Annotated in this window: 18 protein-coding genes and 6 pseudogenes; 13 read left to right on the forward strand and 11 right to left on the reverse strand. The window is 66.5% G+C overall.

The features are described 5' to 3' along the window. The first annotated feature begins 540 nt into the window (after window positions 1-540). Both ACFVWD_RS11945 and ACFVWD_RS11950 read left to right on the forward strand, forming a co-directional pair. Entirely contained in the window at window positions 541-981 is a 441-nt protein-coding gene (locus ACFVWD_RS11945) for a VOC family protein (protein WP_389595448.1), read from the forward strand. A gap of 168 nt (window positions 982-1,149) precedes the next feature. Further along, window positions 1,150-1,640: pseudogene (locus tag ACFVWD_RS11950) on the forward strand (transposase); the annotation flags it as partial. A gap of 93 nt (window positions 1,641-1,733) precedes the next feature. Here the strand turns inward: ACFVWD_RS11950 and ACFVWD_RS11955 are convergent. Further along, window positions 1,734-2,132, reverse strand: a pseudogene (locus ACFVWD_RS11955) (SMI1/KNR4 family protein); the annotation flags it as partial. Window positions 2,133-2,288: 156 nt separating this feature from the next. Continuing rightward, window positions 2,289-2,764 (reverse strand): annotated as a pseudogene (locus ACFVWD_RS11960) (NUDIX hydrolase). Between the two features lie 163 nt (window positions 2,765-2,927). Here ACFVWD_RS11960 and ACFVWD_RS11965 point away from each other — a divergent pair. Both ACFVWD_RS11965 and ACFVWD_RS11970 read left to right on the forward strand, forming a co-directional pair. Further along, window positions 2,928-3,191, forward strand: a complete 264-nt coding sequence (locus ACFVWD_RS11965; RefSeq protein WP_389595450.1) for a hypothetical protein — start codon at window positions 2,928-2,930, stop codon at window positions 3,189-3,191. A 130-nt stretch (window positions 3,192-3,321) separates the two neighbouring features. Next, window positions 3,322-3,765 carry a hypothetical protein gene (locus ACFVWD_RS11970; protein ID WP_389595452.1) on the forward strand — a complete coding sequence of 148 codons (444 nt, stop codon included), beginning with the start codon at window positions 3,322-3,324 and terminating at the stop codon, window positions 3,763-3,765. A 427-nt stretch (window positions 3,766-4,192) separates the two neighbouring features. On the opposite strand, the gene ACFVWD_RS11975 is transcribed toward ACFVWD_RS11970, so the two are convergent. Next, a complete protein-coding gene (locus ACFVWD_RS11975) occupies window positions 4,193-4,765 on the reverse strand; it encodes a GNAT family N-acetyltransferase (protein ID WP_389595644.1) in 573 nt (190 codons plus the stop codon). Between the two features lie 735 nt (window positions 4,766-5,500). Between ACFVWD_RS11975 and ACFVWD_RS11980 the strand changes: the two genes are divergently transcribed. Beyond that, window positions 5,501-6,049, forward strand: a complete 549-nt coding sequence (locus ACFVWD_RS11980; protein ID WP_389595454.1) for a DUF1062 domain-containing protein — start codon at window positions 5,501-5,503, stop codon at window positions 6,047-6,049. Between the two features lie 267 nt (window positions 6,050-6,316). On the opposite strand, the gene ACFVWD_RS11985 is transcribed toward ACFVWD_RS11980, so the two are convergent. From ACFVWD_RS11985 to ACFVWD_RS12000, 4 genes and pseudogenes are all read right to left on the reverse strand, one after another. Continuing rightward, complete coding sequence (locus tag ACFVWD_RS11985) at window positions 6,317-6,976, reverse strand: DUF1963 domain-containing protein (protein ID WP_389595456.1); 660 nt, start codon at window positions 6,974-6,976, stop codon at window positions 6,317-6,319. Between the two features lie 32 nt (window positions 6,977-7,008). After that, on the reverse strand, window positions 7,009-7,326 hold the full coding sequence (locus ACFVWD_RS11990) for a transposase (protein ID WP_389595646.1): 318 nt from the start codon (window positions 7,324-7,326) through the stop codon (window positions 7,009-7,011). Between the two features lie 9 nt (window positions 7,327-7,335). After that, window positions 7,336-7,644 (reverse strand): hypothetical protein, encoded by a 309-nt coding sequence (locus ACFVWD_RS11995; protein WP_389595458.1) that lies wholly within the window; start codon window positions 7,642-7,644, stop codon window positions 7,336-7,338. Window positions 7,645-8,121: 477 nt separating this feature from the next. Then, window positions 8,122-8,407, reverse strand: a pseudogene (locus ACFVWD_RS12000) (hypothetical protein); the annotation flags it as partial. Between the two features lie 50 nt (window positions 8,408-8,457). On the opposite strand from ACFVWD_RS12000, the gene map reads away from it, so the two are divergent. Then, the gene (map, locus tag ACFVWD_RS12005; RefSeq protein WP_389595460.1) at window positions 8,458-9,225 is read left to right on the forward strand and encodes a type I methionyl aminopeptidase; all 768 of its coding nucleotides are present in this window, start codon (window positions 8,458-8,460) and stop codon (window positions 9,223-9,225) included. Between the two features lie 567 nt (window positions 9,226-9,792). Continuing rightward, window positions 9,793-10,419: a class I SAM-dependent methyltransferase gene (locus tag ACFVWD_RS12010; protein ID WP_389595461.1), complete on the forward strand. Its 627-nt coding sequence runs from the start codon at window positions 9,793-9,795 to the stop codon at window positions 10,417-10,419. Between the two features lie 266 nt (window positions 10,420-10,685). Here ACFVWD_RS12010 and ACFVWD_RS12015 read toward each other — a convergent pair whose 3' ends face one another. Next, window positions 10,686-11,111 carry a hypothetical protein gene (locus ACFVWD_RS12015; RefSeq protein WP_389595463.1) on the reverse strand — a complete coding sequence of 142 codons (426 nt, stop codon included), beginning with the start codon at window positions 11,109-11,111 and terminating at the stop codon, window positions 10,686-10,688. A 349-nt stretch (window positions 11,112-11,460) separates the two neighbouring features. Here ACFVWD_RS12015 and ACFVWD_RS12020 point away from each other — a divergent pair, with 349 nt between their 5' ends. From ACFVWD_RS12020 to ACFVWD_RS12030, 3 genes are all read left to right on the forward strand, one after another. Then, window positions 11,461-11,613: a hypothetical protein gene (locus ACFVWD_RS12020; RefSeq protein WP_389595464.1), complete on the forward strand. Its 153-nt coding sequence runs from the start codon at window positions 11,461-11,463 to the stop codon at window positions 11,611-11,613. A 97-nt stretch (window positions 11,614-11,710) separates the two neighbouring features. Continuing rightward, a complete protein-coding gene (locus tag ACFVWD_RS12025) occupies window positions 11,711-12,262 on the forward strand; it encodes a YciI family protein (protein WP_389595648.1) in 552 nt (183 codons plus the stop codon). Between the two features lie 480 nt (window positions 12,263-12,742). Beyond that, complete coding sequence (locus tag ACFVWD_RS12030; RefSeq protein WP_389595466.1) at window positions 12,743-13,837, forward strand: protein kinase family protein; 1,095 nt, start codon at window positions 12,743-12,745, stop codon at window positions 13,835-13,837. Between the two features lie 207 nt (window positions 13,838-14,044). On the opposite strand, the pseudogene ACFVWD_RS12035 reads toward ACFVWD_RS12030, so the two are convergent. Then, a pseudogene (locus ACFVWD_RS12035) lies at window positions 14,045-14,212 on the reverse strand (transposase family protein); the annotation flags it as partial. On the opposite strand from ACFVWD_RS12035, the gene ACFVWD_RS12040 reads away from it, so the two are divergent. Continuing rightward, window positions 14,139-14,426, forward strand: coding sequence for a hypothetical protein (locus ACFVWD_RS12040; protein ID WP_389595657.1), 288 nt, complete (start codon window positions 14,139-14,141; stop codon window positions 14,424-14,426). The pseudogene ACFVWD_RS12035 and the gene ACFVWD_RS12040 sit on opposite strands and share 74 nt — an antisense overlap. Here ACFVWD_RS12040 and ACFVWD_RS12045 read toward each other — a convergent pair. Further along, window positions 14,316-14,579: pseudogene (locus tag ACFVWD_RS12045) on the reverse strand (transposase); the annotation flags it as partial. The gene ACFVWD_RS12040 and the pseudogene ACFVWD_RS12045 overlap by 111 nt on opposite strands. A 217-nt stretch (window positions 14,580-14,796) precedes the next feature. Next, the gene (locus ACFVWD_RS12050; RefSeq protein WP_389595468.1) at window positions 14,797-15,753 is read right to left on the reverse strand and encodes a DMT family transporter; all 957 of its coding nucleotides are present in this window, start codon (window positions 15,751-15,753) and stop codon (window positions 14,797-14,799) included. 70 nt (window positions 15,754-15,823) lie between these two features. Between ACFVWD_RS12050 and ACFVWD_RS12055 the strand changes: the two genes are divergently transcribed. Further along, window positions 15,824-16,741: a LysR family transcriptional regulator gene (locus ACFVWD_RS12055; RefSeq protein ID WP_389595470.1), complete on the forward strand. Its 918-nt coding sequence runs from the start codon at window positions 15,824-15,826 to the stop codon at window positions 16,739-16,741. Window positions 16,742-16,789: 48 nt separating this feature from the next. After that, entirely contained in the window at window positions 16,790-17,002 is a 213-nt protein-coding gene (locus ACFVWD_RS12060; RefSeq protein WP_389595472.1) for a hypothetical protein, read from the forward strand. The last annotated feature ends 50 nt before the right edge of the window (window positions 17,003-17,052 follow it).

Genomic DNA, 17,052 nt, shown 5'->3' on the forward strand with positions numbered 1-17,052 from the left:
ATCACCGCCGCCCGGATCCACGCCCTGCCCGCCCTGTACAAGGCCGCGGCCGAGGGCCTGCTCACCTTTGCCGACAGGGCCGCATCGGCGCCGGGATCGGCATCCTCCCCCCGGTCCGGCACCCCAAGGGCCGCTCAGAGCAGGCCTGCACGCGGACATTCGAGCCAGGAGCAGCCTGATCTGGGGCGTGCGTGCCCTCGGGGAACGGGCTGCCGCCACGCTTCCGCAGCGTTGGCGAACCCTGCAGCACGTCACCCTCAGCCCTAGCCGCATCGGTGACATCCCCCCCATGACCCTCGCCCTCAACGGAATCTGGCAATGATCACCGCTGAGAAACCTCACTCGCTGAGATGCAATAGCGAATTGGCGTCTGACCCGCGATGTCTTCGTCTGAGTCGGTACGGCCGGCGTGTGACGGACACTGCTGCGTAAGGAAGTTTTCGAAGAAGATGTGTCAGACGATGTCGAAACCGGCCTGGCGGCTCTGCCTCAGGGGCAGATGCGGCCACCATGGCCGAACCACACCAAGGAGGACCCTTGATGGCGATCCAGCGGATGGACAACGTCCTCATCGTTGTCGACGACCTTGACGCTGCTATTGCGTTCTTCGTTGAACTTGGCATGGAGCTGGAGAGCAAGATGCCAATCGAGGGACGTTGGGTGGACCGTGTGATCGGGCTCGACGACGCCCGACAGGACATCGCAATGCTGAGGACCCCGGACGGTCACGGGCGGCTTGAGCTGGCGAAGTTCCGCACGCCGAAGGCGATCAGCGCCGAGCCGGCAAACGCACCGACGAACACGCTGGGCATTCGCCGCATCATGTTCGCCGTCGACGACATCGAGAACGTCCTTGCCCGCCTGCATAACCACGGCGCCGAACTCGTCGGGGAGGTGGAGCAGTTCGAGGACAGCTATCTGCTCTGCTACGTCCGCGGCCCCGAGGGCATCCTCGTCGGATTGGCCGAGCAACTCAGCTGAAGGCTGATCGAGGGGCCGTGCCCCCAAAGAACCATCCGGGTATCCGCTCCCGGGAGCTGCGCCAGACCACCGGTCGCTTATGCACCCGCGAGCTTCCACACGGCCACCCCTGAAAGAGCGTTTTGTCTCGCCCTGTCGATAGGAGGGTGTCGACGGTATTGCCGAAACATGACGGGATCGCGCCCGCATCCCAGCGATCTTTCCGATGCCTGCCGGGAGTTGACAGAGCCCGCCCTGACTACCTGGCGGGCCAAACGCAGGGGCAACGGCCCGGATATCGGATCATGGATCCCATCCTGTATGTCGACCGGACCGGGATCCCCTGGCGCTACCTGCCGCACGACTTCGCGCCGTGGGAAACCGTCTACGGGTACTTCGCGGCCTGGCAGAAGGACGGCATCTTCGACGTACTGAACGGTCTCCTGCGTCAGTTGGTGCGTGAGGCCGAAGGTCGGGACGCCGAGCCGAGTGCCTGTGTGTCCGACGCCCAGAGCGTCAAGACCTCCGCGAACGTGCCGGCCGCGGGTCAGGGCATCGACGCAGGCAAGAAGATCGCAGGCCGCAAGCGCCACCTCGGCGTCGACACTCTCGGCCTGCTGCCGGCCGTGTGGGTCACTGCCGCCGGCATCTCCGACAGCACCGGCGGCATCCAACTGGTCCTCCTCATACCAACCACGTCGGTCGAGCCAGGTCTGCAGCCACTCGGCAAGGCTGGGCGAGTCAACGAACCAGGCCGTGGAGGCGTCCTCGCCGTCGGTCGCGTTCGGTTCGAAGAGCAGGACGGTGCCGTCGGCGCCGCGGCAGTCCACGCCGGCCATCATGCCGCAGCCCCAGTCCAGGATCGGCACGACGCCTGCAGGCCACGACCACCCGGGGTCGGAGCCGTTTGGCGAAGCGAGGGTGAGGTAGTTGCCCAGCGCGGTGTCCGTGCCGTCAGACGGCGAGGCGTCGCAGAGCTCCAGCAGCGCGTCCCGGGGGCCGAAGCCACCGTTACCCACGGTGGTGTAGAGCGCGGCGAGAAGCGGGTGCAGGCGGAAGCCCAGATGTTGTTCGGCCGCGTCGAGGCTCTGCAGGGTGATGGGGTCCTGCAGGTTCTCACTGTCCGCAGCGGCAGTCCGGACGCGTTCCAACAGCGGTTCGAAATCGTTCACCCCGGCATCCTCCCGAACCCTACTGACATGTCGGTCACCAGGCTCTGCCTGATGACCGGTCAGGCGAGATCACAGGGCTTCCGGCCGTCGCGCAGCGTGACCGCGTCACAGAAGTTGAGCCAGAACCGCAACTCGCGTGCACAGCCAGTGGTGGCCTCAGTGTTGGATCAGGCCGCCGACCGGGACGGGATTTACGTGGCCGGCTGCCGGATGGGTCTGCGCCAGGGCGAGGCCGATGTCGACCAGCGATGACCGGCGCAGCCCGGCGACGTCGGAGATCGGAGTCCAGACTGATTCAGCGGTCTCGCCGTTCGGCTCAGGCCGGAGTTGGCCGCCGGTGATACGGATCTGATAGAAGATGCCGACGTTCTGGTGCTCTGGTCCGCCGGGGATGGTGCGTTCGGCCGCGGGGATCATCCTTGAGTCCACGCGCCCAGCAGGCGTTCGACCACGGCGTCGTAGCCGGTCTCCTCAGCGACCTCCCGGATCACCGCGTCGAACGGATCCTCCGCGTGCTCGACTTTGCCGCCCGGAAGCGTCCAGTTGGTCTCGCCTTTCGGTGGTACGTGACGGGCGAGCAGCACCCGTCCGTCCTTGATGCACACGGCGTACGCCGCCAGCCGCAAACTCATTCCCGCACCTTCCACTGGTACCTGTCCCAACGTCCGAGATCCGAGTATCGCCAGGGCCGTCCTGCCGATCACGAGCCCGGTTCTTGGTCCAGGATGTTGGCAGGAGACGCTCTCACATTCCTGACGTCCCTCAACACCCCAAACCCACCTGACCAGCACAAACTTGCTCAAAATCTATATAAGCCTGGCCCCGGAGGGGTTCGACGATGCCACGCTCTACGCCTACACGCTGCTGCGGCTGAGCGTCGCCGTCCGTGTCCGCGCCGTCTTCCTCATCCGCGCCGTCCACCTCGTCCTGCGCAGCCCGGCTGGCCTCGCTGCCGAAGTGTCCGTGTGCGCCATGCTCCTGCAGGCCGTGAGCCGCGGAGACAACCTCACCCTCGCCGAAACACTCCGGGACTGGTCTAAGGGAATGCGCCGCCGCTGAACTGCTGGGCGGGGTCCAGTTGTTGAGGGTGCGCCCGCACGGGACGCGCGGATGGCATCCCGCCTTGGTAAACGCTGGTGGTGTGCGCTGCTTGGGATACTGGCGCTCTGTACGGCGGAAGGAGAGCACGGTGGGACTGCTTGATTCTTTTGAGGCGGTGGTGCTGGTGGAGCGGCACCTGTTCGCTCTGATCGACAACGATCCGGGGAACGAGGAGCCGTTCGCCCGGATTCCTGGCAACTCCGCGTTCTTGGTCCATGAAGACTCCGTGGTGGTTGCGTCGGATCTCGAAGACCAACTGGCCAAGGTCCGGGTGGAGATATGGGACGCGGCGCCCGACGGGTCGGTCGGGGACGGATTCCGGGCGATCGGGGAAGTGGCCTCCGTGTCTTTCGAGTCGGGGCGGATCCAACTGGTCAACCTGATGCGGGAGCCGGCCGGGGACGAGTACACCCTCACCTCGCCCGGACCCTATCGGGTGCGTGTCTGGGCGGGCCCACAGGAAGAGGACGCGCAGGAGGAACTGGAGGCCTACCGGTTCTTCGAACGCTTCGTGATCCAGCTGTCGCCGTGAAGTACCGAGCGGGGCGGGCTGCGGGCGGGCCGCCTCGCTCGTGCGGGCGGTTACTTCAGGTTCACTTGGAGCCTTATGGGCTCATCGCGCTGCGATGGCCGCCTTTGGGCGGGTGGAACGAGACTGACACGCCGTTGTTGGACTGATCTCGGATGGTCGTGAACGGGACAGTCATTGCCATGCTGCGCCCGACGTCTGATCTGCCCCGGCTCGCTGATGAGCCGGCCAAATCCATCAAGGTTGGCGTCACGGTGTGCAAGGCCTGGCGCGCCTTGGACCATGCCTGCACAGTGGTCAAGGGCGCGGAAGAAGACACGGCAGACTGCTCGCACAGCGAAGCTCCAGAAGCTCACTTTCAAGGCTGGCGATGCGCTTGTCGGCGAAGCGGAGGCTGGAGCGGGTGCCTTCGGGCAAGACCTGACCCTGCTCAGTTTCCAGGTTGTGCCGACTGCCTGGCGGATGTACCGACCACGCCATAGGCGCGATCGCCGATGACGAACTCGCCCAGAGGGGTCATGCCGAAGCCGTCGACATGGACCTTCCACGACGCCTGGTTGGCCAGTTCGATGAACGCGACCACCACGTCGGCCCGCTCTGAGGCCGCTTGGATCGCCGTGGTGAACAGCCCCCGGGCCACTCCCTTCCCTCGGTAGGCGGCAGCGACCACCACAGGCCCATAGAGCAGCCAGCGTGTTGCACGGAGCGAGTGTCCCTGCCACTGCAACGAGTCCTGCGCACCCAACAGCGTCTGCACCGGCGGCGGCGGACTCGGCATGCTGCCCGGTGCGGCAAGACCGAGCAGACCAGCTAGGCGCCCGGCGTCATCCGCGACGAGAAGGCTCCCGTCGTCGGCCATCGAGCGCAACGTGCTGACATCGAGGCCACCTTGCACGAAGCCCTGGTCAGCGCGCTCCTGTTCTGTGAGGGAGTCGTAATGATTGGCCGCGAAGAGTTCAGCCATGGCCGGGGCGTCAGCCGCAGCGGCATATCTGTAGTCCATGGCAGCGATGCTGTCATGCACTGGCGGGGCTTCGTGATGAACGCCACCAACTGAACGACTGGGCGTGAACTGACAGGTACCGGTGAGCCGTTCCATTCCCTCGGGGTCGGTGCCGCTGACGGGGCCCGTGATCCGGGCGCGGACTGGGCGGCGGGGGCCGACGAGGTGTGCCTCCGCCGACGCGTCGGTTCCCTCGGCCTCGGCGAGCGCCCGGCGGAGTGAGGTGACCGAGGGGTTCTTGCCCGCGTTCTTCCCCGTCTTGATGACCAGCCTCTTCGCGACACGGGGACGGGGACGTCCTTGTTCTTCAGCGCGACCGCGAAAGTGAGCATGTCGTCGTCGATGGCCTTCGGCCGTCCGCCGAGCTTGGCCTTGGCCGCTGCGGTGACCTGGCCTTCGAGGGTTTACTTCCGGACGTAGTTGCGCTCGATCTGCCCGGCGACGGAGAGCAGGCGAAGAACATGGCGCCCAGGTGGCCGCGCCGGGGGCATGGTATCGGCCGCACCGGGCCCGGCAGTGTCGGGAGTACCGGAAGCCACTAGGCGGTGAGGCGCTCGAAAACCAGTGGAGCAGCGCCGCTGTGTGCCATTACCGTGCTGCCGAGCCAAGTCGTCTAGTCAAGGACGTGCCGTTGTACACCCTGTGAGACCTCCCGAGCGCTGATTCGTTGCGCGTCGCGCATGTGCGCCGCGCTGCTTTTTGCTGCGGACTTCTCACTGAAACCGGTGTACTTCTGTGCTCAAAAACTGGGTGGTCGTGCCCACCTGCCTGCCGCTCGTTCTCCGCCGTTGCCACGCGTGCGCGTCCGAGCGCTTCCGGGCAAGCGGTAAATTTCGCGTCAACGCAAACCACAAGCTCATCGACGCCTGGCTCCTCGCGCTCTGCACCGCTTGCGGGGAAACTGCAAAGCTCACGGTCCTGGAACGGATGAATGTGCGCTCCGTACGACCTGAGCTGCTGGACCGGCTGCATGACAGCGATCCTTGCCTGACAGCTGAGCTGCTCCAGGATCCGGTCGTGCGGCGCCGTAATCGCATCGCCCTCGACTGGGACAACGCCTGGCACCTCGACACCGGCGGATCGGATCACCTGAACCGCGAGGTGATCGACGTATCGGTCCACTTCGCGGCGCGGATCCCTGTCCGACCGGTGCGACTGATCGCTGAAGGTTGCGGTCTTTCACGGGCCGAGGTCGAGAGACTGATCACGGAGGGGCAACTCGTTTCGGCAGTCCCCCTGAGCGGCAAGCTCTCCGGCGACTTCACTTTCACGCTCAAGCGCTGAGCCCCCTTGGAACAGGGGCCTGTCCGGCAAGATCCGCCGGACAGGCCCTAACCTCGAGGCCAATCGCGTGGCTCGTGAGCCGACTGTCTCATGAGACACATGGAGCGCGAAGAATTCCTGGTTCACCAGACGATTCAGCGATTAGTGCCAGATCCCCGTTCTCATTGACGAAGCCACCACGACCACACATTTCGTGAGGGGTGATGCTGATCGCGAGCTCCGCGAGCGAGGGGTCGAGTTAGTTGGATGAGGCTCTTTCGCCGTCGATCAGCATTGCCACAAGAAGGCGGCCTGGGTGCAGGGCCCGCAGGCGAAGGCGAACGCTGTGCCGCAGCCGCCGAAGTTCATGGTCGCAGCGTGATCCGGTCCCTCCTCGAGCTGTGCGACCAGGTTCATGGGCTGGGTACAGGTGGGGCATGTGGGTGTCTCATCGTCCTGAAGCCAGTCGGGCTGTCCGCCGAGCTGTCCCAGGACATTCCCCAGGCTGTTTCCGCTGCGGTTGCCCCATTCTTCGCGTGCACTGAAGTAGTCGGCGGAAGGCGAGGACACCAGGGACACGGCGTTGACGACACTGAGGCGGAGAACTCCCTCGTCGTCGTCCGGTTCGGGTGCGGGTATCGGCTGCAGCGTTTCAGAGGGGAACAGCAGGGCTCGGTTACCGCCGGCCGTGGGGCTCCACTCATCGCACATGCCGGGATCGTTCTGGCACATGAAGATCGCCATGACATGGTCGGCGTGAGTGTGGCCTTGGACGTTCGGGCGGCTCAGGCCATCCAGGATGATCTGGGCCAGGAACTGCATCGGCCCGCCGCAGGTCGCGCAGCGAGGCCATACCGCCCCCACAGGGCCCAGCGGCGTTCCTCCCGTGCGCGTGACCAGTGCATCAGGCTCGCCTGGTCCTGCGTAAGTCATCAGCGTCGTCGTCATGGAACCGGACCCTACGACAGCCCACCGACACCTCATGAGGCAAGGGCGGTGAGGAGGACGCGCTTGCGTAGCATCGGGAGTCTGGCACGGCCGAACATCTGACGCTTGATCATCTTGATGTGGCTGACGCGGCCCTCGACAGGTCCGCAGTTCCAGCGGGTGGTCAGGATCTGGAGGACGACGTCCCAGTCCTTCTCCAGGCCGGTGGCGAAGGTGTGCAGGCCGGGCAGGTCTTCGGCGCGGACGGCGGTGATCCAGTCTTTGATGTGGCCGGAGCGGGTGGTGACGATCTCGGCGAAGGCTCGGACGAGTCGGGTCGCGGCATCGAGTTCGGGGCAGAGGGCGCACACTCTGGCCAACTACTGCCGGTCTTCGTCCCGGAGCCCGTCGGGATGGACGCCCAGCACCTTCGGCTCCGGCCAAGGTGGGTCGGGCAAGGCCATCACCATCCGCAGTAGCGTCGTCCGGCTGATGACGCTGCCCAGCACCACGGCGAACCGGCTCCCCGCCCGGTCGGCAAGAGCCACGGCCACCGCTTCCAGTACCTGGCGGGATACCGGAGTCCGTCTGCCGTAGCGGACCGTCAGTCCTTCGACCTGCTCGACGAACGTACGCCGCGGGCAAGCGGAGTTCTGGCAGTACAGCCGACGTACGGTCAGCTCAACCACCACCGGCTGGCCACCGAGAGGGGGGCGGCCAAATGCCGCTTGTAAGTACTGTGCACGCGGCTTGACCACGACGCGCAGTCCGGGCAAAGCCCGCTATGGTCTCGCGTCTTGGCCGAGACTCGAACTGTCCCGCACTCAAGGAACACCCGCTCCACCAGCACCGCACTGAAGTGCGGAAGCAGAACACCTATGAGGTCATCGCACCGCACCACGGCCCCACCTGACGTCACGTCAAAAGGCCGGAACCGACCTCACAGAATGGATGCTGTTGGTGATCTTCACCCCACCGAGTGAAGATCACCAACAGCATCACTTCCGTGCAGCAGCCACTCTCCGTCACCGTCGTGTGTCGCTGAAGGCTGATCCTTGTCAGCGGAGTTTGATCAGCCGCAAGTTCGTGCCACCGAAGGTTGGTTGAGCGAAACAGGGTGTGGGGCTGCCCACACCTCGAGCCGAGAGCGCCGGTTCCTGCCAGTCCGGGTCATGCGCGCACGTGGCCGCCAACTCGTCCAGAGACGCGTGCAGCGCGGCGGCCAGGGTCGCGACGGTGCAGGAGGTGGGAGTCGGGGCCGCGACGGTGAAGAAGGCGGGTGTCGGGGCCCGGCCGGGTTCGATCTTGCGGAGGGTCTCCGCGGAAGCCCCCGCCGCGGCCGCCACTTCCCGCCATGCTGCGGCTGCCGCGCGCTCGACGCAGCAGCGTGCCGAACCGCTCGCCGCGTTCCCGTTCCCGCGGTGTCAGAGGAGTCCTCGCCGCGACCGTGATACTAATACCGGTATAAGTATTGGGTCGACGTGCCGCGGGGAGTCAAACACATGGTGGAGATCAAGACCGATGCCGCATTGGACGCGATGCGGGAAGCCGGACGTGTGGTGGCCCGCGCCCTGGCCGCAGTCCGAGGTGCAGCCGGCGTGGGGGTGTCCCTGCAGGAACTGGACGAAGCGGCTCGGTCGGTTCTGGCCGAGGCCGGAGCCGGCTCCCCGTTCCTCGGATACCGGCCTTCCTTCGCCCCGGTCGCTTTCCCGGCCGTGATCTGCACGTCCGTCAACGACGCCGTGTCGCACGGCATCCCCACCGGCTACCGGCTGCGGGACGGCGACTTGGTGAGCATCGACTGCGGCGCCCAGCTCGACGGCTGGGCGGGCGACGCGGCCATCACCTTCACGGTCGGAACGCCACGCCCCGGCGACCTCGATCTGATCGACGCCACCCAGCAAGCCCTCGACGCCGGCATTGCCGCCGCGCAGGTGGGCAATCGCATCGGCGACATCTCCCACGCCATCGACACTGTCGCCCGCAAGGCGGCCTGCGGCATGCCCGCCGACTTCGGCGGCCACGGCATCGGTCGCCGCATGCACGAAGACCCTCACGTCCCCAACCGTGGTCGCCCCGGCCGCGGCTTCCCCCTCCGCCACGGCCTGGTCCTCGCCATCGAACCCATGCTCATGGCCGGCGGGCAGAACATCTACCGCACCGATATCGACGGCTGGACCCTGCGTACCACCGACGGCAGCCGGGCCGCCCACATCGAGCACACCGTCGCCATCACCGACCAGGGCCCCCGCATCCTGACCCTGCCCTGACGTCCGTCCAGACGCAGCCGGATCCGGCACCGGACCATTCGATGCCCGACGGCACGCCCCACCCGTCGCACTTCCGTCGCGCAGAGGCCGCATCCCGCCGGGCAGGCATCCCGCCGGGCAGGCGGGGGCGGCAACACCGGTCCAGCGCGATGGCGCGGCCGCGGACGGCGACCCACGCCACTCAAACTCCGATGGCGTCCAATCCGCCTTCCCCCAGGACTCCGAGCTCCGGCTGGCCTGGTGGCGCGCCGGGTGGGATCACCAGCAGCGCCGCCAGAACACGATCCCCACCGGCAGCCGGGGCCTCAGGCGTACGGGAGGGGCGGCCGCGGCCGCCCCGAGGGACGCAGTCACGACGAGTGACGAGCCAGCGGCTGGGATAGGGCATGTCAGGGGCGGTCCCGCAGCAGCTCTGCACGTGAGGCGGGACCCCCGTCACTGAGACTCCGTCGTGCAGGCGTGCTCACGGCGACGACCAAGCGGTGGACGCGGCAGGGATCGACCAGACCGTGGGTCTCGGCTCGGAGTGGGGTAGTACGAGTACGTGACCAACATCGGGGGCGCCGCATGACCACCAGCCATACCCCAACCCACACCAGCGCGCCGCCAGGTGGCACCCCGCCGATCCCGGTGACCCATTGGGAAGAACTCTTCGCCGCGGGCTGCGGCTTCCACCGCGCTGACGACAAGGAGCTGCGCCGCCTGGCCGACCACGTTCTCCCCACTGTCGGACAGCAGGCGTTGGACGTGGGATGCGGCCTGGGTGGCTACGCGGCCGGCCTGGCTGGTCTGGGGTACACGACCCTGGCCGTCGATTGGGCGCAGTTCTCCGTCGCTGCGGTCCGCGACCGTTACAGCGGCCTCGAACCCCGACTCACCGCCCTCTGTCTGGATTTCGAGGACGACGAGGCCGTGACAGGCGCTCTGCCCACCGCCTCGTTTGACTTGATCACGATGCGTTTGGTCCTGGCGTTCATGACGGACAAGACCGCGATCGCTCAGCGGGTGCACCGCTTGCTCACCCCGGGGGGAGTCTGGGTGATCACTACACCCATGGCTGAGCGGCAGTCGGCCGACCGCCGTAGCATCGCTGTGACCGCCCAGGATCTTGCCGTCGTCACCGGTCATTTTGAGCGGGGCAGTTGGTACGACCTTGAGCCGGGAGGTATCCGTTGCATCGTCATGCGCCGCTGAGGGGAGAACCATTTTTCCTGTGCTGCGTCGTGGAGCAGACCTTTGCCCTGCTCCACCAGCTCAAGCGCCTGGCCGACCGCTGGGAACCCGGCACCGAACTCCACGACGCCATCGTCTCGTTGGCTTCCAGTCTGATCTGCTGGAGACGCCTCAAGAGGTCCGGTCCAGATGGCCCACAAACTGCTATGCCCGGAAGGCCGCGATCTGGTCCGGAACCGAGAAGGCTGAAGTACAGTCCGGACACGTCGTGCGGCCGAACAGATGGGTCAGATGGTCTGCGGCCGCTGGCTGCTCGGCCCTGACGGCCAGACCGTGAAGCCGAGACGCCAGCAGCGACAGGTTCTCGGGGCGGCCGGGGTGATCCCGGTGAGTACGGGTCCCTCGCGGCCGACAATCAGAAAGCGCGCGTTCGGGTCCCGACGGGGGGTGCCTGGGAGCTTGTAGGAGAGGTCGATCTCCAAGCTCAGTGCGCAGGAGGTGCACACCATGGGGTACTCATCGCGACGCGGGTTGCGCCTCCATATGGGCACCCCCTCGAAAGCCAGGAGATGCTCCAGCCAGTACCGAAAGTCGTCTTCATCGCCCTCGAAGAGCCTTGCCATCACGTGGTTCTGCGTCAGATGGTGCAGTTCGTTGATCGCAGCCGGGTAGCGCGCCTGGACGTAACCGGGCTCGTTCGGACGCGGATCCATAGGCGTGCTGCAGATGGAACCAGTCCAGGGTCATGCCCGCCTACCTTTTCGAAGATTCGGACGATCTCGAAGGGGTGCACGTGTGATCGGCACCTCGCGACGCGATCATGCGGTCTGTGCGGAGGCTGGTGCTGGTGAGGAGAGTGCGGGAACAATGACCGGGAAATGACGCTCCGGACTGAGATTGACGGTCATCGGTACTGCTCCCCTCCCCGGGAAGCCGGCGCGAGTAGGTCCCGCCACTCTTTGGCGCGACAGGCCTGTTCCTTCGCGAGCCGCTTGGCCTTGCGGTGGACGCGCTTGCCGAAGGGTTCGGGCGGCCGGCACAGCGGGGCGTACGAGACCTGGCGTGGGTGGGCACGGTGGATTCGTCGCTACCCGCAACCTCACCTTCACCCTTGAAAGGCTCCGCGCCGAGCGCCAGCTCGAAGAGAGGCTCACCCATGGCCCCGACCTGCTCCACCTCGACTTCGGCGTCGACGAGAAGACCGCCATCCGCTAAGGGGAGTCGGCTCGCGTGCTTCTGGATGAGGCTGCCGAGCAGCCATCGAAGTGAAACCCGCTCGACCTGGTCACCTCCTTGAAGAGATCCTTTGGGCATGGAGTTTCTCTGCTACCACCGCGACCGGCCCGGATCCCTACCGCTGCGCGACGAGCTACTGGAAGACCATTGGTCATATATGGATCGGTACGCGAAAGAGATGATCGCCCGGGGGCCGACCCTCACCGATGACGGCGACACACCCACCGGCAGCGTGCACATCGTCGACCTGCCCGATCCCGCTGCCGCCCGCGCGTTCGCTTTCAACGAGCCGAACTACCAGGCCGGTGTGTATCGCGACGTGTTGCTGCGACGGTGGCGCAACATGCTGGGGCGCACGATGTGGGACTTCCCTGGTGGCCGGACCGGTGGCAACCGGTACCTGGTGCTCGGCCTCGGTTCGGGGCAGGCCGCCGACCTTGTGGTGCCGCCCGCCCGGGACGACCTGATCGCCTACGGGCCGCTGCTGTCCGACGACGGCGTCACCTGGCTGGGCACGGCGGTGCTGGTCCGGGCGCCGGACCCGGAGACGGCACGTGCCATCCTGACCCTGGACCAGTACGCCGACATTGAGGTGCATAACTGGCAGTCCGGCGGGCGGCCGTCATGACCTGAGGCCGACGCTACGCCGAAGCCCTTCGGACCGCTCAGCAACCTCGTGTTTCACCCGAACCCACGGATGCATCGGCCTGACGCACACCGGTGGACCCGTGGGTTCGCGCTGAAGGACCTTCGGTTTCCCTGAACCCACGCGGATCTGGGCCCCGGTCTCCCATCCATGGCCCTCGGTGCAAGGAAGCTGTGCGCGGAGAACGGGATGCGGGGCCGTCCCGTGCCGGGCCGTACCGACGACTTCAGCGGGCATTGGGTCAGGAATGTTGATCCGGTGGCCCGGCGGCGCCGGAGGTAGGCCATGAAATTCGAGGCTGCGGCTCTGTCAGGGAGGGGGTAGGCGCGCGGGTTCGGATGCTGGACCGTGGCAGCTTGCCCAGCCCGTCGACTCCGCTGATCTCCTCATCGACCTTCATCTACAGTGCAGAGGCAGCTGTTGGACACTCGTGGGCATGGTGGAGACGAGGTCGGCATTCCGATGCAGGTAGCGGTCGAGTATCCCGACATGCCGGCAGACGCGCGCTTGGCTGCCTACAGCAGTGTCTCCACGTTCCTCGCCCTGCGAAGTGATCGCCGACTGGGCGAGCTCGTGGACGCCGCCGTACCACTTGGTTCCGGCATCGGCGGGAGGTCTGCGCTGCTGAAGGTTGACGGGAAGCCCGTCTTCGTGAAGCGTGTGCCGCTCACGGATGTGGATCTGCTGCCGGAGCATGTACGGTCCACGGCAAACCTGTTCGGGCTTCCCACCTTCTGCCAGTACGGCGTCGCCGGTGGGCCTGCTGGTTTCGGGGCGTGGCGGGAGCTCGCCATTCACACCATGACGACGAACTGGGTGCTCGGAGGGCAGTACCCAGGGTTCCCGATGATGTACCACTGGCGCGTGCTGCCAGACTCGGCGTCCGCGCTTCCCATGGAACTCGCGGACGTGGAGCGGGCCGTGGCCTATTGGGGAGGCGGGCCGGAGGTACGCCGTCGTATCGAGGCCCTTCAGCAGTCCTCTGCGAGTTTGGCGCTGTTCCTGGAGTACATCCCTCACACGCTCCACGAGTGGCTCACCGAGCAGGTACAGACCGATGAAGAGTCCGCTGACCGGGCTTGTTCCCTGGTGGAGGGCGAGTTGGAGGCCGGCACGTCCTTCATGAATGCTCGCGGACTTCTGCACTTCGACGCTCATTTTCAGAACATCCTGACCGACGGCCGACGCCTTTACTTCGCCGACTACGGCCTCGCCCTCTCCTCCCAATTCGATCTCTCACCGTCCGAGACCAGCTTCTTCGAACTGCACCGGACCTACGATCGCTGTTATACGCGCAGCTGGCTGGTGAACTGGCTGATCACGAATCTATATGGATACGAGCGGAAAGAACGCGAGGTACTTATTCGCGCATGTGCGGAAGGGGAGGACCCACCGGACGGACCGGAAGAGGCCAGGGCGATCCTCTCCCGCCATGCACCGCTCGCCGCAGTGATGACGGACTTCTACGTCAAGATCCAGGAAGAGGACAGGGAGACCCCGTACCCGTTGAAGGCGCTCCGCCGGGCCCTGCATGCGGACAGGTCACGTCGTAGCTGAGCAGGTACTCAGCTTGGCTTGAGGAGTCAGGCAGGTCCACGTGCTCCACGCTCAGCGCAGCGGTTCCGGGGCCAGACGGATACCGCCGATTCCGGTCCGGATTCTCACCGGCCGGAAGGCCGGCTGCGCCGTCGGCGGCGGGGAGGTGGATCGATTCCTGACGGGCTTGGTCAGCCGCCGGGTCATCAACGTGATCAGGGTCCATCTGATGAGCCCAGTGTCCTTGCGGAATCGCTTGCGGGGCTGCAGTACGAGCAGCGGACGGAGGTGGTCGACTATTCGGTCCGCGGTGGACTTTGAGATGCCGAACAACGGGGCGAGCTGGCGCAGTGTCAAGTTCGTACGCCAGTGGGCCGTGACCAGCAGGATGCGATCGTCCGCCGTCCGCCGTCCGCCGTCCGCCGTCCGCCGTCCGCCGTCCGCCGTCCGCCGTCCTCGGCAACGGCATCCCGGCAAGCGTGCGACACAGCTGGGCGATGTCGATCTGTCCGTCGTTGAGGCGGCCGCGGCCGCGGCGGTGTTCCGGCGCGAGTGCCAGGTCGACCAGCGTCCGCACCGGCCCGTCCGTGCGCAACAGCGCTTCGGATAATTCGAACAGCGCGTCGACCCGTGCGGTCAGACACGCGTACAACTCCGCCCGGAAGCGTGACACTTCCGCGAACGCATCCCGCAGGGCGCCTTGGTACCTCAAACTCACGACCACGGCCTTCGCGCTGGTTCTTCTGCCTCTGTGACGGACCACAGGATCAGACGAAGGCCGCCTTCACGTCCGCTGAACTGCGAAAGCGCTGGCCTGGTTCGAGTCGCGTTCGACGCCAAGGTATGTCCGCTGTTGCTTCAAGCCGCCCCCGCAGACCGATCCCCGGGGATGGGAGCTTGCTGGCGCCGGGCGGCAGCAGTCGCCGGTGACGTCCCGGCCCGGTGGAGCTTCAGCCAGGTCACCCCTGGCCGTGTCCGCATCAACCTCTCGGGCTCCTGTCAGTCACCTGCTCGGCTGCGCAGGCCCCGGGGGTTGTGGTGTCGCGTTTCTTCACCACGAGTCCTAGGGCGACGCCGAAGAGGACCAGCGTGGCTCCCGCGATCTGGTTGATGGCGGCAGAGCCTGTGCCGGTCACGGACAGAGCGAGGAGGGAGACGAGGGGGACGAGCCCGTTGAAGAGCCCGGTCCGGCTGGCGTCGAGCCGCTCGACGGCTCCGTACCACATCAGGAAGACGACGGTGGTCACGCCAAGGGCGAGGAAGGCCAGCGCTGAGAACTCGACGGCGGTCGGACGCCGCAGTACGGGCGTCCCGGTGACCGCTTGCAGGATCAGGGCGATGAGAAAGAGCATGCCCGACGTGAGTCCGCACGCGTAGGTGGTGACGGTCAGCGATCCGAGCTCTTTCGTGGGCGGCGCACCGAGCAGCGTGATCGCGCATACTCCGGTCAGGGCCAGGCACGACCACACGAGTCCCTGCACGCTCCACTGCACTGCGCCGCTGGTGGACAACTGCGCCACGGCGGAACCGCAGGCCACGCACAGGGACCCGCCCATCAGACTCCGGGACGGGCGCGTACGGGCGAGTATCGACTGGACCAGGACGATGATCAGGGGCGCGGCGCCCAGGGCGACGCCGACATTGCCCGGTGACGTCATCGAGGTGGCGTAGACGAGCACGATGCCGTACCCGGCCATTCCCATCGCGGCCAGAAGGAAGATCCACACCATCTGGACCCGGGTCGGGCGGACGAATGTGTGCTTGCGTCTGCGGGCCCAGACCAGCAGGAACACGGTCGCCACTGCGTAGCGCACGGCCTGCCCGCCGATGAGCGGAAAGCCGTGAAGCCGGCTGGCGGCGGCGACGGACCCGCCGATGAGACACACCGCCCCAAGAGCCAGAGCGGCCCCGGAACGCTCTCGCGCATCGAACATCATGCAGCCAGGCTGGCAGCCCCGAGTCGTAAGCAGAAGTAGGGTATTGCTAACCAGGCGGTAAGGGGAACTGATGATTGAGGCGCAGCGGCTCGCCCTGTTCCGCGAGGTTGCCCATCGCGGGAGCTTCGCCCAGGCGGCACATGCCCTGCGCCTGACCCCGTCAGCGGTCTCCCAGCAGATGGCCGCCCTCGAACGCGCCGCCCGGATGCGGCTCTTCGATCGCAGCACCCGCGGCGTCACGCTCACCGTGGCAGGCCAAACCCTCCTGCGCACCGCTGACGCCATCCACGGTGAAATGCACCGGGCGGAGAGAGCACTCGCCCAGCTGCGGGACCAGGGCCCGCCCTCGGTGACCGTCGCCACCTTCCCCAGTGCGGGCGCGCTCTTGCTCGCGCCCGCACTTGCCGCGCTGGACGGCCGAAACGGCCCCCACGTCGACACAACGGTGATCGAAGCCGAGCCCGACCAGGCACTGGCCGCACTGCGCGACGGCCGCGCCGATGTGGCCCTCGTCTACCACTTCCACAGCAGACAACCACCACCGGACTGGGAAGACGCCGCAGGCCGCTGCACCTACCGCCGGCTCCTGAAGGACGAGCTGCGCCTGGTCTTGCCCGCCGGCCACGCACTCGCCTCCCGTTCCGCGGCACGTCTCGAAGACGTAGCCGATGAACCGTGGATCCATGGATGCGACCTGCCAGGGAACGCAGTCGATGCGCTTGCCTCCACGCGCGGCCTCACGCCCAAAGTGGTCTGCCGCTCCAGCGACTTCCGATTCATGCAGGCACTCGTCGCGGCAGGCGTCGGCGTCGCCTTCATCCCCTCTCTCGCCATCGAAGACCGAGACGACACCCGCGCTCTGACCGTCACCCCCACCGCGAAGAGATACATCGGTGTCTATACGGCACCCGGCACACCATCCACACCACCGGTGCGTACCCTGCTCGAAGCCCTGCAAGAGCGAGCCGAAGCCCTGTGCACGGCCTGATCGTGCCGCCTTTCCGCCTGTGGCCCGCCAGGCCGCCGACAAGAGCTGATGCCGTCCACAACGCCGCCGTCAGCGAAAAGAGGGGCGATCTCGAACAACGCGAGCGTCGACAACGCGCAACGCTTTTTCTCCTTCGACGCGGGCGCTTCGGTCTTCCGGACCAACACCTCGTGCCGCTTCGGCGTCAGCGGTTCGAACGACAAGACCTTGCCGGTCCCGGTTGTCGGCCGGACAGTCGCGCAGCGCGCATGCGGTTGCTGAGGGGCGGAGAGGGGTCGGGCAAGTCGGAGTGCGGTGCGGTGCGGCGGGGC

The organism is Streptomyces sp. NPDC058086, from assembly GCF_042885015.1.
Classification (GTDB): domain Bacteria; phylum Actinomycetota; class Actinomycetes; order Streptomycetales; family Streptomycetaceae; genus Streptomyces.

Excerpts from the sequence above, each read along its gene's own strand:
- ACFVWD_RS12030 (WP_389595466.1), top strand. The coding sequence starts at position 12,743 with ATGCAGGTAGCGGTCGAGTATCCCGACATGCCGGCAGACGCGCGCTTG.
- ACFVWD_RS12015 (WP_389595463.1), bottom strand. The coding sequence starts at position 11,111 with ATGGATCCGCGTCCGAACGAGCCCGGTTACGTCCAGGCGCGCTACCCG.
- ACFVWD_RS11945 (WP_389595448.1), top strand. The coding sequence starts at position 541 with ATGGCGATCCAGCGGATGGACAACGTCCTCATCGTTGTCGACGACCTT.
- ACFVWD_RS12050 (WP_389595468.1), bottom strand. The coding sequence starts at position 15,753 with ATGATGTTCGATGCGCGAGAGCGTTCCGGGGCCGCTCTGGCTCTTGGG.
- ACFVWD_RS12060 (WP_389595472.1), top strand. The coding sequence starts at position 16,790 with ATGCCGTCCACAACGCCGCCGTCAGCGAAAAGAGGGGCGATCTCGAAC.
- ACFVWD_RS12040 (WP_389595657.1), top strand. The coding sequence starts at position 14,139 with ATGCCGAACAACGGGGCGAGCTGGCGCAGTGTCAAGTTCGTACGCCAG.
- ACFVWD_RS12025 (WP_389595648.1), top strand. The coding sequence starts at position 11,711 with ATGGAGTTTCTCTGCTACCACCGCGACCGGCCCGGATCCCTACCGCTG.
- ACFVWD_RS11985 (WP_389595456.1), bottom strand. The coding sequence starts at position 6,976 with ATGACGACGACGCTGATGACTTACGCAGGACCAGGCGAGCCTGATGCA.
- ACFVWD_RS12010 (WP_389595461.1), top strand. The coding sequence starts at position 9,793 with ATGACCACCAGCCATACCCCAACCCACACCAGCGCGCCGCCAGGTGGC.
- map (WP_389595460.1), top strand. The coding sequence starts at position 8,458 with ATGGTGGAGATCAAGACCGATGCCGCATTGGACGCGATGCGGGAAGCC.
- ACFVWD_RS11975 (WP_389595644.1), bottom strand. The coding sequence starts at position 4,765 with ATGGACTACAGATATGCCGCTGCGGCTGACGCCCCGGCCATGGCTGAA.
- ACFVWD_RS12055 (WP_389595470.1), top strand. The coding sequence starts at position 15,824 with ATGATTGAGGCGCAGCGGCTCGCCCTGTTCCGCGAGGTTGCCCATCGC.